Origin of the sequence: Neobacillus sp. GCM10023253, from assembly GCF_042653105.1 — a bacterium.
In the GTDB taxonomy this organism is placed as follows: domain Bacteria; phylum Bacillota; class Bacilli; order Bacillales; family Cytobacillaceae; genus Neobacillus; species Neobacillus citreus.
In genome coordinates this window covers 356,370-370,641 of record NZ_JBHSHV010000008.1, presented here as the reverse complement: position 1 = coordinate 370,641, position 14,272 = coordinate 356,370, and the positions used below count along the sequence as shown (strand labels likewise).

The 14,272-nt window shown below is 35.2% G+C and carries 14 protein-coding genes; 12 read left to right on the top strand and 2 right to left on the bottom strand.

The window, feature by feature from the left end; genetic code table 11:
- Positions 1 to 110: 110 nt before the first annotated feature.
- Entirely contained in the window at positions 111 to 1,088 is a 978-nt protein-coding gene (locus ACFPA1_RS12425; protein ID WP_378583301.1) for a glycosyltransferase family 2 protein, read from the top strand.
- Positions 1,089 to 1,158: 70 nt separating this feature from the next.
- Here ACFPA1_RS12425 and ACFPA1_RS12420 read toward each other — a convergent pair whose 3' ends face one another.
- Positions 1,159 to 2,514: a DUF6056 family protein gene (locus tag ACFPA1_RS12420; protein ID WP_378583299.1), complete on the bottom strand. Its 1,356-nt coding sequence runs from the start codon at positions 2,512 to 2,514 to the stop codon at positions 1,159 to 1,161.
- A 120-nt stretch (positions 2,515 to 2,634) separates the two neighbouring features.
- Positions 2,635 to 3,627 (bottom strand): LCP family protein, encoded by a 993-nt coding sequence (locus tag ACFPA1_RS12415; RefSeq protein WP_378583297.1) that lies wholly within the window; start codon positions 3,625 to 3,627, stop codon positions 2,635 to 2,637.
- 314 nt (positions 3,628 to 3,941) lie between these two features.
- On the opposite strand from ACFPA1_RS12415, the gene ACFPA1_RS12410 reads away from it, so the two are divergent.
- The 11 genes from ACFPA1_RS12410 to ACFPA1_RS12360 all read left to right on the top strand — a co-directional run bounded on the left by ACFPA1_RS12410 (position 3,942) and on the right by ACFPA1_RS12360 (position 14,254).
- Positions 3,942 to 4,727, top strand: coding sequence for a glycosyltransferase (locus ACFPA1_RS12410; RefSeq protein WP_378583295.1), 786 nt, complete (start codon positions 3,942 to 3,944; stop codon positions 4,725 to 4,727).
- Positions 4,728 to 4,799: 72 nt separating this feature from the next.
- Positions 4,800 to 5,408 carry a YveK family protein gene (locus ACFPA1_RS12405; RefSeq protein ID WP_378583293.1) on the top strand — a complete coding sequence of 203 codons (609 nt, stop codon included), beginning with the start codon at positions 4,800 to 4,802 and terminating at the stop codon, positions 5,406 to 5,408.
- A gap of 43 nt (positions 5,409 to 5,451) precedes the next feature.
- Positions 5,452 to 6,687, top strand: coding sequence for an O-antigen polymerase (locus tag ACFPA1_RS12400; RefSeq protein ID WP_378583291.1), 1,236 nt, complete (start codon positions 5,452 to 5,454; stop codon positions 6,685 to 6,687).
- Positions 6,656 to 7,492 (top strand): glycosyltransferase, encoded by an 837-nt coding sequence (locus ACFPA1_RS12395; protein ID WP_378583289.1) that lies wholly within the window; start codon positions 6,656 to 6,658, stop codon positions 7,490 to 7,492. Before ACFPA1_RS12400 ends, ACFPA1_RS12395 begins: the two co-directional genes overlap by 32 nt.
- Positions 7,493 to 7,505: 13 nt before the next feature.
- Positions 7,506 to 8,213 carry a glycosyltransferase family 2 protein gene (locus ACFPA1_RS12390; protein ID WP_378583287.1) on the top strand — a complete coding sequence of 236 codons (708 nt, stop codon included), beginning with the start codon at positions 7,506 to 7,508 and terminating at the stop codon, positions 8,211 to 8,213.
- Positions 8,214 to 8,334: 121 nt separating this feature from the next.
- The gene (rfbA, locus tag ACFPA1_RS12385; protein WP_378583284.1) at positions 8,335 to 9,207 is read left to right on the top strand and encodes a glucose-1-phosphate thymidylyltransferase RfbA; all 873 of its coding nucleotides are present in this window, start codon (positions 8,335 to 8,337) and stop codon (positions 9,205 to 9,207) included.
- Between the two features lie 21 nt (positions 9,208 to 9,228).
- The gene (rfbC, locus tag ACFPA1_RS12380) at positions 9,229 to 9,789 is read left to right on the top strand and encodes a dTDP-4-dehydrorhamnose 3,5-epimerase (RefSeq protein ID WP_378583281.1); all 561 of its coding nucleotides are present in this window, start codon (positions 9,229 to 9,231) and stop codon (positions 9,787 to 9,789) included.
- Positions 9,790 to 9,799: 10 nt separating this feature from the next.
- Entirely contained in the window at positions 9,800 to 10,822 is a 1,023-nt protein-coding gene (gene rfbB, locus ACFPA1_RS12375) for a dTDP-glucose 4,6-dehydratase (protein WP_378583278.1), read from the top strand.
- A complete protein-coding gene (rfbD, locus tag ACFPA1_RS12370; RefSeq protein WP_378583275.1) occupies positions 10,822 to 11,670 on the top strand; it encodes a dTDP-4-dehydrorhamnose reductase in 849 nt (282 codons plus the stop codon). The genes rfbB and rfbD overlap by 1 nt, the downstream gene beginning before the upstream one ends.
- Positions 11,671 to 11,954: 284 nt before the next feature.
- Positions 11,955 to 13,052: a glycosyltransferase family 4 protein gene (locus tag ACFPA1_RS12365; RefSeq protein ID WP_378583272.1), complete on the top strand. Its 1,098-nt coding sequence runs from the start codon at positions 11,955 to 11,957 to the stop codon at positions 13,050 to 13,052.
- Positions 13,053 to 13,195: 143 nt separating this feature from the next.
- The gene (locus tag ACFPA1_RS12360; RefSeq protein WP_378583269.1) at positions 13,196 to 14,254 is read left to right on the top strand and encodes a glycosyltransferase family 4 protein; all 1,059 of its coding nucleotides are present in this window, start codon (positions 13,196 to 13,198) and stop codon (positions 14,252 to 14,254) included.
- The last annotated feature ends 18 nt before the right edge of the window (positions 14,255 to 14,272 follow it).

Here is a 14,272-nt window from a genome sequence, read left to right as displayed (position 1 = left end):
GTAATATGCATTTAACTATGATAAAATAATTCTGTTTTTCAATTTTAAAAAAGGCATTCAGAATGAAAATAGGGAAATTCCAGCCTATTTCAAAAGAGAAGGTGTATAATTTGAAGTTAATTTCTATCGTTGTCCCTTGTTACAATGAAGAAAAATCCATTGATTTATTTTATTTAACAGTCCAACCAGTGCTTGAGGGTATTGAGTATATTGATTATGAAATTATCTATGTGAATGACGGCAGTAAGGATTCAACAGAGCAGCAAATGAGAGATCTTAGCGAGCGCCAGGAGAAGGTACGATATATCAGCTTCAGCAGAAACTTTGGAAAAGAAGCAGCTATGCTTGCAGGAATCGAGGCAGCACGTGGGGATGCTGTTGTCCTGATGGATGTCGACCTTCAGGACCCCCCAGAATTATTGCCGCAAATGATTGAAGACTGGGAAATGGGCGGTTATGATGTAGTTTATACAAGAAGGTCTACCCGAAGTGGAGAGCCTCCTATTAGAAGCTGGTTTGCAAAACAGTTTTATAAATTAATCAATAATATGAGTGATGTTCATATTGTTGATGGCGCCCGGGATTACCGTTTAATGGACCGTAAGGCTGTTAACAGCTTTCTGCGTTTGAGGGAACGGAACCGTTTCGCTAAAGGATTATTCATGTGGGTTGGATATAAGTCGAAATGTATTGAATTTGAAAATGTCGAGAGAGCTGTTGGAAATTCCAGCTGGAGCTTTTGGAAGCTATTTCATTATGCGATTGACGGAATTGTGTCCTTTACCATCTCTCCGTTGCGCTGGGCCACTTATTTTGGTCTCTTTACTGCAGTTTCGGCGTTTCTCTATATGTTTTTTGTTATATTAACAAAATTGATTTTTGGAAATTCAGTAAGCGGATATGCATCAATCGTTTCCATTATGCTTTTTTTTGGCGGAATCCAGCTAATATTCCTTGGGATTATTGGAGAATATATCGGCAGAATCTTTATTGAAGTCAAGTCGAGGCCGAACTATATTATTAAAGAGGAATCTCCTCAACTGAATACAAATAAAGAAAAGGTTAGAAAAGCAATTATTCAAAGGTAAAGGATTTCAAGAAATTTAATTGTCGACATAAAAAAGCTGACTCCAAATATTTTTGGTAGTCAGCTTTTCTTTATAAAAAGGGATTAAAACCATTCTTTAACCAATTAATAAGTATATTGGACAAGTTAATTATTGGTAAACAGCCTAAAATGGATAAGTAAAAAGCATTTTTAACTAAATTGTTCTCCAAAATTTTTCCTGTGATAACAATTCCTAAAATAACTGAGCTTGCCATCAACACCCTATTTCCAGATCCATAAATGGTAGGAGAAAAGAACATGACTGCCAATGTTGCAACAAATGCTAACAGGCTGATGAATACAAATACTTTATATCCGGTAGATTTTATCATAAGATAACCGAGAAGCAAACTGTAGGCAGTCCAATATAGATAAGGGAAGACAGCGAGAATAAATGATTTTTTCATTGTAAAAGGCGACAATAAATTAGCGCTGAAGTCAAAGTTTTTAATATTTGTGAATTGATATAAACGTTCAAGACCAATTCCTGAAAGGTACATCATGATAGTTGCTGAAAACATCATCATAAAAAGTTTAAATATAAAATTATTCTTTACTGTAGAAGATTTGAAACAAGTAATGATTGTTATGGAAGATGCCAAAAATAGGAGGTATTTCAAATCAAAAAATATTTTTCCAAATGCCCATATAGTTCCTAAATATAGATGGTCTTTAAGTGTTAAATTTTTAAATCCTGGGTACCAGTAAGCTGCTTCCTGAACCCACCGTTCCTTATTCCCTGGAGCGAGGAGGGTTAAACCTGTCCCAATCATCATAGTAATTGTCAATATAAGCAATTTTTTATCCGGTGATTGCTTTTTTGATAATAATGCTAAATGACTTAAAATAGCAAAGCTTGATAGGCAAAGTGAGACTTGTTCATTTCCAACCGAAGCTAAAAAGCCAAAGAAAATGGCAAAAATAAACGAATAATTATTGGTTAAAGAAATGTTCCGAAAGATTTTATCCGCAAATGGGATCATTGCAAGCACTCCAAGTGTGATTGGCCATAAGTAATTCATGGAGCCGGTAATCCAAAAGACACCTGAACTTAGTACATTTTGTGCGAAGAAACCAATGATTGCAAGTACTATCAATACTTCCCTAAGGGAGATATTTCTTTTCCAAATCCTTACAATAGATGCAGCTAAAAAAATTAATAAGATTGGATTAACTAATCTCCATAACCATACTTTATCATCAAGAAGGAGGTAAGCCACGGCATCCGGGAAAAGCCGTGAGGACCACTCTGTATAGCGCGAGTATAGCCATTCGATAATCGTCATTTCACTTGAAATTCTCGAAAAATAATAATCATCTCCAGGATACTTTACTACAATAAAATGGTAAGAATAAATAATTAAATACAATAACGGGAAACTCCATAAATATTTCTTGTTTATCATTGAATGACCTCTCTGTTCAAATTGATCTTGGAATCATTAATAGGAAAAGTTAAAAGTTTATGAAAGAACCCCATTTATTTTGCCTTACTTGACAAATAAAATGGGGCTCTTTTGTTATTGCTAATAAGTGGTTATTTTCGCGACTACTTCAGAATTTAAGCCTAAATGTTCACGTAATTGGTCAGAAAGACTTTGCCGCGTTTCATCTTCAACAATATAATACCAACCGCCGTTAATCATTTTGCCTTCACCGGCAATTTCAAGCTTATCAATGGTTTCGGCTGCATTTTTGTAAGATTTTTGGATGTCTATAATATCATTTAAGGTCAAGTTTGTTTTAATATTTTCTTCAAGTGCAGCAAGAATATCGTCATACTTTGTTAATGTGGAAATTGATTTACCCTTTTGAATGATTTTTGAAATCACTTCACGCTGCCTCTCTGCACGGCCGAAGTCACCTCTTGGGTCAGCCTTTCTCATTCGAGAATATTGAAGCGCTTGTGTCCCATTTAAATGCTGAGGGCCTTTTTGCAGTCTCACACCATCTAATTCAAAAGCGTATTGGTTATCAACATCAATGCCTCCAACTGCATCTACAATGTCTTTAAAACCCTCCATATTCACTTGAATATAATAATCAATTGGAACATTAAGGAAATTTTCCACTGTATCGATAGTTTCTTCAATTCCACCGTAAGCATAGCCTGCATTAATCTTGTCGATGTGATTCTTTTTTGGATTCTGATTGTTAATAAGCTTTGTCCGGGTATCACGAGGAATACTTACCATTTTAGTGGACTTTTTTTCGGGATTCACAGTTACAACTAGCATGGAATCTGTTCTCCCTTTATCGCCCTTACGTTCATCCACCCCAACTAAAAGAATGGAAATAGGTTCCTTTTGTTCCACTTCCACTTTAGTTTCTCTTTTTGTTGAAACTTCTCTCGAGATTGGTTTGTTCATTTTATCAACAGCGCTAGCTACGTTAGTATAGACATTATAAAAATAGGCACCGCCGCCAACTAACAATAAAAAGAAAATAGCCAAGAATAAGCGAACCCATCTTATCTTTTTCTTCTTAATCTTTTTTTTACCTAATCTAGTATTTTGCATATATATTAATTCCCTTCTATAGGATTAGTTTAGATATATAACCATAACAAAAATTATAATCTCCTATTAATATTAGTTCAACTGGAAATAAAAAAAATCCTCCAAAAAAGTACAATTTCTGACAAGATGATGCTATAATTTAATTTTGTTAAGGAATGGGTGGATGATTTTTGAAAGAATTTCCTTCCCTAATGAATGAATAATTTAGCATTGTAAAAAAATACATACAAGACGATGGCATGTGTTTCTTGAAAGTTAAAAAAATAAAACTTGCCTAGTTACCTATTTAGATGTTCAAGAAAGAGTGTGAATAAATGGCTGAAGCAAAAGTTGCAATAAGTATTGTGACATATAATAGTAAGCACATTTTTGATGTGCTTGAAAATTTAAAGAAAGAATTTGGTTTTGACAGCCAATTTCGGTTTTTAATTTTTGATAACCATTCTAGTCAGGAGTATCAAAATCGTTTAAAAAATTATGAGGATTTTGCTGAAATTACTTTTTATCATGAAAATAATGGTTTTGGCTTTGGCCATAATTATAATTTGTTGAAAACGTCTGAGGAGTATTTTTTAATTTTTAACCCGGATATTATTTTGGTAAAAGAGGATTTATTAAAAATGCTTCAGGTGATGGAAAATGACGAAAGCATTTCCTTATTAGTACCAAAAGTCTTAAACTCTGATGGTACCAAGCAGCATTTAATGCGTAATCGAGTTTCAGTTTTTGATTATTTTTTACGGTTCGTACCATTTCAATTTGTAAAAAAAATATTTGCAAAGAGACTTGAGTCATATGAACTGAGGGATATACTTGAAGATCGACTGGTTGACATCAGAATTGGCTCGGGCGCCTTCATGTTAATCCGCGGGAAGGACTTCAAGGAAATAAAGGGATTTGACGACCGCTATTTTATGTATTTTGAGGATTATGACTTATGCATTGAACTTAAAAAGCGGAATAAACGTATTGTCTATACCCCTTTTTCAAATGTTGTCCATTACTATGAACGAGGGGCACACAAGAACGCCAAACTTTTTAAAATTTTTATTCAATCAATGATTAAGTTTTTTAATAAATGGGGATGGAGGTTTTTTTAATTATAAGTGTAAGGAATTGTTAATATACAATTACAATTGTCGGCAAATAAGCTTACAACTTGGGGGTAAATAATGGAAAATACATATATAGCTGATTTACTAAAAGTTATAAAAAAATATCTTTGGCTAATTATCCTTTTAGGAATTTTAGGTGGAGTAGCAGGAAGAGTTATGTCTAGTGATCCGCCGCCGCCTACATATGATGCTTTCTCACTTATTTTGATCAAACAACAGATGAAAGAAACGAATGTTATTATTAATCAAACGGATGAAACTACTCGTTTTATCAATACTGCCCAAACACTTATAAACACATCAGCAATACTAAATCCGGTAATTAAGGAATTGGATTTAGATGAGGATTTTAAAGAGCTGGCACGTAAGGTAAGTGTAAGTAATGAAAATGGGTCTCATGTTATTAGAATTACAGTAAATGATGATAACCCAAAGCAGGCAACAAGGATTGTTAATAAAATATCTGATGTTTTTGAACGTGAAATTGGCAATTATTTAGACATTGAAACAGTGAAAGTGGTCCAAAAGGGCGAAAAAGGACAGGAAAATCAAATAACTCAAAACAGGACTAATGCAGATACCATTATGGGAATTGTTATTGGGTTAGTGATTGGCGTGTTTTTAGCTTTTATTTTTTCCTATTTTCTAAAACGGCCTAAGGCTTAAGTTCACTTTAAAAAACTGGTTGGAAAGGGAGGCATGCAGGAGCTTGATCAACCCTTACTTTATTTATATACTTTCTTTTCTTGCTGTATTGATTGCTTACTTATTCAGATGGTCGAATCTATTCCCGGATTTAGGCTTGCCATTGATTTTATTTTTGGGAAGTTCAATGGTAATTGCCTATTTTTTTGGAAGAACTTTCATGAGAGAAAAGATAATCACGTTTAATAAAATCTATTATAAAAAACATTTAGAACTTGTTACTTATGGAATATTAGCGGGCTATGTTTTGGAATTTATATATCACAGGAACTTTCCTTTATTGGCAGTTTTCACTAAAACACAATTAAGTTATACAGAATTTGGAATACCAACTTTCCATGTATTATTGGTTACTTTTAATTCATTCTTTTCGCTATATTTGTTTCAAATTATTCTCTCGGAGTCTAACCGAAGAAAGTTGGCCATTTCATTATTTGTACTAACACTGGTACCTTCTATTCTTATATTAAATAGAGGAATGCTGCTTATTATTCTAATGAGTTGTGTTTTTATTTATTTAATTAAATACCAGTCAGGAATAACTTTGAAAAAAATTGCAGGATTAACGGTCCTTATGCTTATAGGCTTATATCTTTTTGGTGTTGTTGGAAATATAAGAGTAAACAACTCTTATCAAACAAATACTTCACTGTTTGACAATAGTCTCTTTTTGCAAATAGGTGGAGCTACGGATGAATTTAAAGAATCTTTAATACCAAAAGAATATTTTTGGGGCTATATTTATTTGGCATCACCACTTGCTAACCTTCAAGAAACAATAAACAATTTTACTTTTGAGAAAGATGTTAACTTTTTCGATTCTTTTGTTTTCGCAATTACTCAGACTTTGCCCGATTTTATTAGTAAAAGAGTTGTCGCACTTTATAGTATTGAGATTCCGCCTAGTTTTCAGATTACGCCGGAGTTAAATGTATCTACTGCGTTTGTCCAGCCTTTTGTGATATTAGGGTGGGTTGGGATTACATTTTATACGCTCTTCGCTTTTCTATTTGCTTTCTTTTATATCTTACTTTTAAAAAAGCTGAATAGTAAGTATATGGTAATAGGCGTAGCCATTATGAATTCAATATTTGTCTTTACAACATTTAGTAATATGTTTTCCTTTACAGGATTAAGTTTTCAGTTGGTATACCCAGTACTATTTACACTTTTTAGTGAAAAAAAATTAATTCCAAAGGCTGTTAACGATGAAGATAACTTTAGTAATAGTGGTGTATAAAACGGTTTTAAATAAGTCTGTAACTTATTGCTCCCTATTAAATGCAATTAAGGGAAAAAACGAGTTTTTTAAAGACCTTTCTATCATTATTTATGATAATAGCCCTGAAATTCAAAGTTTTGATAAATCCCAATTTGAAAAAATTAAAGTTGAATATCAACACGACCCGAGAAATTTAGGAATTGCTTCTGCCTATAACTTTGCTTGGTCTTGGGCTAAAGAAAACGGAAGCAGTTGGCTGTTACTTCTGGATCACGATACAAATTTAACTGAACAATATATAAATAAAGTCTTTAATTTACCTAAGTTAACCGAAGATATTGCAGCGGTTGTACCAAAAGTCCATAGTGGCAATTCAATGATTTCACCTGTTTATAGTCATTCGCTGCGTCCGCTACATATAGAACTGCCGAAACCCGGTCTTCAAGAACAGCCAGTTATGGCGATAAATTCCGGAGCACTATTAAATGTAAAATTTTTAAATGAGATTGGTGGCTTTAATCAGGAGTTTCCGCTGGATTATTTGGACCACTGGCTGTTTTATGAGATTTATGCAAGAGGACATAAAGTTTGGTTATTAGATGTTACTCTTGAACATGACTTATCAGTAATGGATTACAGCAGGGTTTCTCTAATGCGTTATAAAAGTATTTTGAATTCGGAAGTTAATTTTTACAAAAATTATAAAAAAGACTTGTTTCCATCCTACAAGAGACAGTTATTAAAAAGATTCCTAAAACAGGCTTTAACAGTAAAAAATAAAAAAATTGCAATGTACACGCTTCGTATGCTGTTTTCAACTTAAAAGGAGCCTTTACATGAAAAAATCAGTTTGTATTGCAACCTATAATGGAGAAAACTTCATTAGAAGACAACTTGATTCCATTATTAAGCAGCTTAACCAGGAAGATGAAGTGATTATTGTGGATGATGGTTCCAAGGATCAAACGGTACAAGTAATTAAGAATACCTTTGATAAACGAATTCAAGTTCATGTAAATGATAAAAACCTTGGAGTAATAAAAAGCTTTGAAAAGGCGATATCCTTGGCGACAGGTGATATCCTTTTTCTATGTGACCAAGATGATGTTTGGGAAGATGATAAAGTGGAAACAGTGCTTGCGGCTTTTGAGTACCAGAAAGCGGATCTCGCTATACATGATGCTTATGTAGTCGACGGCGATTTAAACATTATTAATCCATCTTGGAATGAATATAACCATAACAACATAAACCAAGGAATTTTTGGGAATATTTTAAAAAACGCCTATACAGGTGCTTTCATGGCTTTTAGAAGGGAAATAGTGCCTGACATTTTACCTTTTCCTTCTGCCATCGAAATGCATGATCAGTGGATTGCACTTGTCTGTATGATGAAAAAAAAGAAAATTGTTTTCATTCAAAAACCATTAATGAAATATGTGCGTCATGGTGGAAATGTCACAGGCGTGAAAAGGCGTTCGTTATCGACACAGATTAGCGGAAGGTTGCGGACCATATCGGCAATATTGGGTTATAAACGTTAATATTATTAATTTTATGTTACATTTTTGTTCGGATTTGGCATTTATAAACTACCTTTTTTATAATGGTTAAGGAATATTTTGTCGGTTTATGTAGTTAATACTTTATTAGGAGTTGGTTTTTATGAAAGGTATTATTCTTGCCGGAGGCAGTGGTACCAGACTATATCCATTAACGAAAGTGGTTTCAAAGCAGCTTTTGCCTGTCTATGATAAACCAATGATTTATTATCCGCTTTCTGTATTAATGTTAGCGGGTATTAAAGACATTTTGATTATTTCAACACCCGAAGATATTTCCCGCTTCGAGCAAATTTTAGGGGATGGAACCGATTTAGGAATGAATTTTTCTTATAAAATTCAGCCGCATCCAGGCGGTCTAGCTCAAGCCTTCATCCTTGGGGATGAATATATCGGTGACGATAATGTAGCTTTAGTGCTAGGCGATAACATTTTTTACGGACATGGTTTAACAGATTTATTAAGAAAAGCAACTGCACGTGAAACAGGGGCAACGGTTTTCGGATATTATGTTAACGATCCAGAGAGATTTGGTGTAGTTGAATTTGATGAAAATGGAATGGCTGTATCCATTGAAGAGAAGCCGGAGGTTCCAAAATCCAATTATGCAGTAACAGGGTTATACTTTTACGATAATCGTGTAGTAAATATTGCTAAAAATATCCAACCATCACCACGTGGTGAATTAGAAATTACCGATATAAATAAAGCTTACCTTGAAATGGGCGAGCTAAATGTTGAGCTTCTTGGCCGTGGCTATGCGTGGTTAGACACAGGCACACATGCATCCTTGTTAGAAGCATCACAATTTATTGAAACCGTTGAAAAAAGACAATCATTGAAAATAGCTTGTCTTGAAGAGATTGCTTATAAAATGGGTTATATTACAAAAGAGAAGCTCATTGAACTTGCAGAGCCATTGAAGAAAAATCAATATGGTCAATATTTAATCAAGATTGCCAATCAAGGTAAGTAATCCATAAGTGAGGTAGGATACATGAATGTTATTGAAACAAAATTACCAGGTGTAAAGATTTTAGAACCAAAAGTTTTTGGTGACCACCGTGGCTATTTTATGGAAAGTTATAATAAAGAGTTATTTGAAAAGCTCGGATTGCATTATGATTTTGTGCAGGACAACCAGTCATTATCAGCACCAACCGGCACATTAAGAGGATTACATTTTCAGCTTAATCCAAAAGCGCAAACGAAAGTGGTCCGCTGCATTACGGGAGCCATTTATGATGTGGCGGTAGACATACGCGAGGGTTCACCTACATATGGCCAATGGGTGGGTGTCATCCTGAGTGCCGAAAATAAACGCCAGTTGTTGGTACCAAAAGGATTTGCCCATGGTTTCTGCACGTTGGTGCCAGACACAACAGTGGCTTATAAGGTGGATGAGTATTATTCACCTGAGCATGATGGCGGAATTCTTTGGAATGATCCTGATTTAGGAATTGACTGGCCGACTTCTATTCCGATTCTGTCAGAAAAAGATACAAAACATCCAAGATTGTGTGAAGCAACACATCTTAATTTTGTTTTTGAAAAATAGGAGGGTAAACATGAAGTTATTAGTAACAGGCGGCGCCGGTTTTATTGGAAGCAACTTTGTCCGCTATATGGTCAATAAATATCCAGAATACACAATAGTGAATTTAGATTTATTAACTTACGCAGGTAACCTTGAAAACTTAAAAGATATTGAGAATAAGCCAAATTATAAGTTTGTCCGCGGTGATATTGCGGACCGTGAGTTTATTCAAGGTCTTTTCCAAGAGGAAAAATTCGATTATGTATTGAACTTTGCAGCTGAATCCCATGTGGACCGAAGCATTACTGACCCAGGGATTTTCGTGCAAACAAATATTCAAGGAACTCTTGCGTTATTAGATGCAGCCAAGTCCTTTGGTGTGAAAAAATATCTTCAAGTGTCTACAGATGAAGTATATGGCACTTTAGGAGAAACAGGATACTTTACTGAAGAAACGCCATTAGCGGCAAATAGTCCTTACAGTGCAAGTAAAGCTGGTGCAGACTTGCTTGTCCGTGCTTACAATGAGACGTTTGGATTGCCAACTAATATTACTCGCTGCTCTAATAACTACGGACCATTCCATTTCCCAGAGAAGCTAATTCCATTAATGATTATCAATGCCTTGAATGATAAAGAGCTTCCAGTTTACGGTGATGGATTGAATGTTCGCGACTGGCTTCATGTTGAAGACCATTGCCAAGCCATTGACCTTGTTCTGCATAAAGGAAGGGTAGGAGAAGTTTACAATGTTGGCGGCAATAATGAACGCACGAATATCGACATTGTCAAAACCATTCTAAAACATCTTGGCAAGCCTGAATCGCTAATTAAATTTGTTAAAGACCGTCCAGGGCATGACCGCCGTTATGCGATTGACGCAACAAAGCTGCGTACAGAGCTTGGCTGGTCGCCCAAGTATAATTTTGATTCAGGGATTGAGCAAACCATCAATTGGTATTTAAATAACAGAGAATGGTGGGAAAACATCATTTCTGGGGAATATCAGGAGTATTTTAAATCTCAATATGGTGACAGATTAGAGGTTAAATAATGAAGGTTCTTGTAACAGGTGCTGCTGGTCAATTAGGTCAAGATGTTCTTTTGGAATTAGAAAAAAACAACCATCAAGCAATTGGTACTGACCGGAGCCAATTAGATATAACAAATGAAGCAGATGTATATGCGTTTATTCAGGAAGCGAAGCCTGATGTTATCCTCCATTGTGCTGCCTATACAAATGTGGACGGCGCTGAAGCGGATGAGGAAACAGCTTATCGGGTAAATGGCCTAGGGGCCAAATACCTAGCTGCAGCAGCCAAACTGGTTGGCTCTAAAATGATGTATATCAGTACGGATTATGTTTTTGATGGATCAGCCTCTGAACCATACGAGGCTGAACATCCTACCAAGCCTTTAGGTGCATATGGAAGAACAAAATTAGTCGGAGAAGAGTTTGTTCAAGCAAGTTTAGATGAATACTTCATTGTCCGTACAGCTTGGGTCTTCGGTGCCCACGGAAATAATTTTGTTAAGACTATGCTCCGCCTAGGTAAAGAGCGTGGGGAAGTCGGGGTTGTCCATGATCAGGTAGGCTCGCCAACTTACACCGTTGATTTGGCAAAATTCATGGTTGAATTAATGGTAACTGAAAAATATGGAATTTATCATGCGACCAATAGAGGAGTTTGCTCGTGGTTTGAGTTTGCTGTTGAAATATTCAAACAGGCTGGTTTAAACGTTAAGGTCAATCCACTGACAACTGAACAGTTTCCACGCCCTGCCGCAAGGCCAAAGTATTCCGTTTTAAGTAAGAAAAAAATTGAGGAGCAAGGTTTTACCCCGCTCCCAAAGTGGCAGAACGCGTTATCAGCATACTTAAAGGAACTTAAAGAAATTTAATATATCTAAGGGATACATTAAAAAGTCACATTGACTAATGTATCTCTTTTTTTTAGGCATAAAAAGTTTATTTTTTTCTAAAATGGAATGTAACCTTCTTCACAATGGTTTCGTCTGTAAAATAGGAAATAAATAAATACATAAAATTTCCTTTATTCTACTAAACTTTTCGCATGGTAAAATTAGTAGTTTCATTGATTATCAGTATGTGCTATAATCCATTAGGAGTAATTTATCGAAATTTGGCATTTTTATTCAATTTCCTTTAACAACGGAGGGTCCATATGTTTTATGTAACCTTATTTATATGTTTTTGTGTTTCGATCTTCCTCACACCATTAGTAAAAAAATTAGCATTTAAAATTGGCGCAACTGACAAACCTAATCAACGGAAAGTGCATCAGAAAATCATGCCTCGTTTAGGCGGGCTGGCTATATATATTAGTTTTATATTAGGAATATTGATTATACAACCAATTGACAATTTTAATTTACTTCTATTAAACCCTATTGGAAATGTTCATCTTGCACTAATACTTGGCAGTTTAATTATAATCATTACTGGTGCAATTGATGATGTAAAAGAAATTTCACCGAAAGTAAAGCTATTAGGACAAATACTTGCTTCGCTAGTCATTATTGTTCTTGGAGATATAAAGGTTGAGTTCATTAACTTGCCGTTTGGCGGCGGACGATTGGACTTTGGAATGTTTAGTATTCCATTTACAATGGTATGGATTATCGGTATTACCAATGCGATAAATTTAATCGATGGATTAGATGGGTTAGCAGGTGGGGTATCTTCCATAGCCTTGTTTTCAATTGCTGGAATAGCATATATAACTGGAAATCCTTATGTAACATTTATTGCATTAATAGCTGCAGTTTCGACACTTGGTTTTCTTGTTTATAATTTTCACCCTGCAAAGATTTTTATGGGTGACACCGGGGCTTTGTTTTTAGGATTCTTAATAAGTGTTCTTTCATTATTAGGACTAAAAAGTGTGACTGTAATGTCGCTTGTCATACCAGTTATTATCCTGGGTGTGCCAGTTTCTGATACTTTTTTTGCCATTATCAGAAGGCTTGTGAACAAGCAGCCATTATCTGCCCCTGATAAATCACACTTACATCATTGTTTGTTACGAGCTGGTTATTCACACAGTCAAACAGTTTTAATGATTTATGCAATGAGTGCTGTTTTTGGACTAGCAGGATTTATCTTTTCACAAGCAACAATACGTGGCTCAGTAATTATTCTCCTAACGATAATAATTGTCATTGAGTTATTTGTAGAGAAAATTGGGCTTGTACGGGAAGATTATAGACCGTTGTTAAACTTGATTCGAGGATTTAGACAGGTGAATGTAAGGAATAAATAATGGTTTAAGCGGGTTTCACATCTTAGTGAGTTACCCGCTTTTTATCTTTCTAAATATAGTTTAGGTATTTCCGTTTTTTTACAACTGCTTGAGTGTTTCGATTTCTCCTTAATGGACAAACTTATTGTTAAGGAGGGCCTACTATGTTTTTTCTCACCTTGGTATTTTGTTTTATCCTTTCAGTTCTTATTACACCACTTGTAAAAAAATTTGCCTTTATAATTGGAGCTACTGACAGACCTAATCAGCGTAAAGTACATCAGTGTGTTATGCCAAGGCTTGGTGGTTTGGCGATTATCATTAGCTTTATGTTAGGAACTTTCCTTTTACGCCCTGAGAACCCATCCTTGCTACCTATTCTAATCGGTTGCTCCATTATAATTGTAACTGGCCTTTTGGATGACATTTTAGAATTGTCGGCTAAATACAAACTAATTGGTCAATTAGCTGCTGCTTGCGTGGTTGTTTTTTGGGGGAACCTGCAAGTTGTCTTTATTAATCTACCGTTCGGAGCACAGCTTCAATTTGGATTATTAAGTGTTCCGATTACAATTATTTGGATTGTTGGAATCACTAACGCAATTAATTTAATTGATGGACTCGATGGATTAGCTGCAGGTGTATCATCTATTGCATTAATTACTATATCAGTAATGGCAATTATACAAGGAAATTTAATTGTTGGGATGCTTGGCTTAATAGTTCTAGCCAGCACTCTAGGATTTTTGATTTATAACTTTCATCCCGCAAGTATTTTTATGGGTGATACGGGTGCACTTTTTTTAGGGTTTATAATTTCAGTTCTTTCACTTATGGGCTTTAAAAATGTAACCTTCATTTCATTTGTAATACCAGTTATCATTCTTGCTGTACCAATTTCAGATACCTTTTTTGCCATCCTAAGAAGAATCATTCATAAAAAGCCATTGGGTGCACCAGACAAGCAGCACCTGCACCACTGCATGTTGCGTATGGGATATTCCCACCGGCAGACGGTGTTGCTCATATACGCAATGTCCGCGTTCTTTGGATTGGTGGCAGTCATTTATTCGCAGGCCCGTATTGGCGGCGCACTAGTCTTAATTGCTTTTATCATCTTGTTTATAGAAATCATCGCCGAAAAAATCGGCCTGGTCGGCAGAAACTACCGCCCCATCCTAAACATCCTACAAACCTTAAAAACAAACACAGCTAAAAAATAAATGGGCCTCGAAAATTCG

Coding starts and splice junctions, on each gene's coding strand:
- ACFPA1_RS12420 (WP_378583299.1), bottom strand. CDS start 2,514: ATGATAAACAAGAAATATTTATGGAGTTTCCCGTTATTGTATTTAATT.
- ACFPA1_RS12415 (WP_378583297.1), bottom strand. CDS start 3,627: ATGCAAAATACTAGATTAGGTAAAAAAAAGATTAAGAAGAAAAAGATA.
- ACFPA1_RS12410 (WP_378583295.1), top strand. CDS start 3,942: ATGGCTGAAGCAAAAGTTGCAATAAGTATTGTGACATATAATAGTAAG.
- ACFPA1_RS12405 (WP_378583293.1), top strand. CDS start 4,800: ATGGAAAATACATATATAGCTGATTTACTAAAAGTTATAAAAAAATAT.
- ACFPA1_RS12395 (WP_378583289.1), top strand. CDS start 6,656: ATGAAGATAACTTTAGTAATAGTGGTGTATAAAACGGTTTTAAATAAG.
- ACFPA1_RS12390 (WP_378583287.1), top strand. CDS start 7,506: ATGAAAAAATCAGTTTGTATTGCAACCTATAATGGAGAAAACTTCATT.
- rfbA (WP_378583284.1), top strand. CDS start 8,335: ATGAAAGGTATTATTCTTGCCGGAGGCAGTGGTACCAGACTATATCCA.
- rfbC (WP_378583281.1), top strand. CDS start 9,229: ATGAATGTTATTGAAACAAAATTACCAGGTGTAAAGATTTTAGAACCA.
- rfbB (WP_378583278.1), top strand. CDS start 9,800: ATGAAGTTATTAGTAACAGGCGGCGCCGGTTTTATTGGAAGCAACTTT.
- rfbD (WP_378583275.1), top strand. CDS start 10,822: ATGAAGGTTCTTGTAACAGGTGCTGCTGGTCAATTAGGTCAAGATGTT.
- ACFPA1_RS12365 (WP_378583272.1), top strand. CDS start 11,955: ATGTTTTATGTAACCTTATTTATATGTTTTTGTGTTTCGATCTTCCTC.
- ACFPA1_RS12360 (WP_378583269.1), top strand. CDS start 13,196: ATGTTTTTTCTCACCTTGGTATTTTGTTTTATCCTTTCAGTTCTTATT.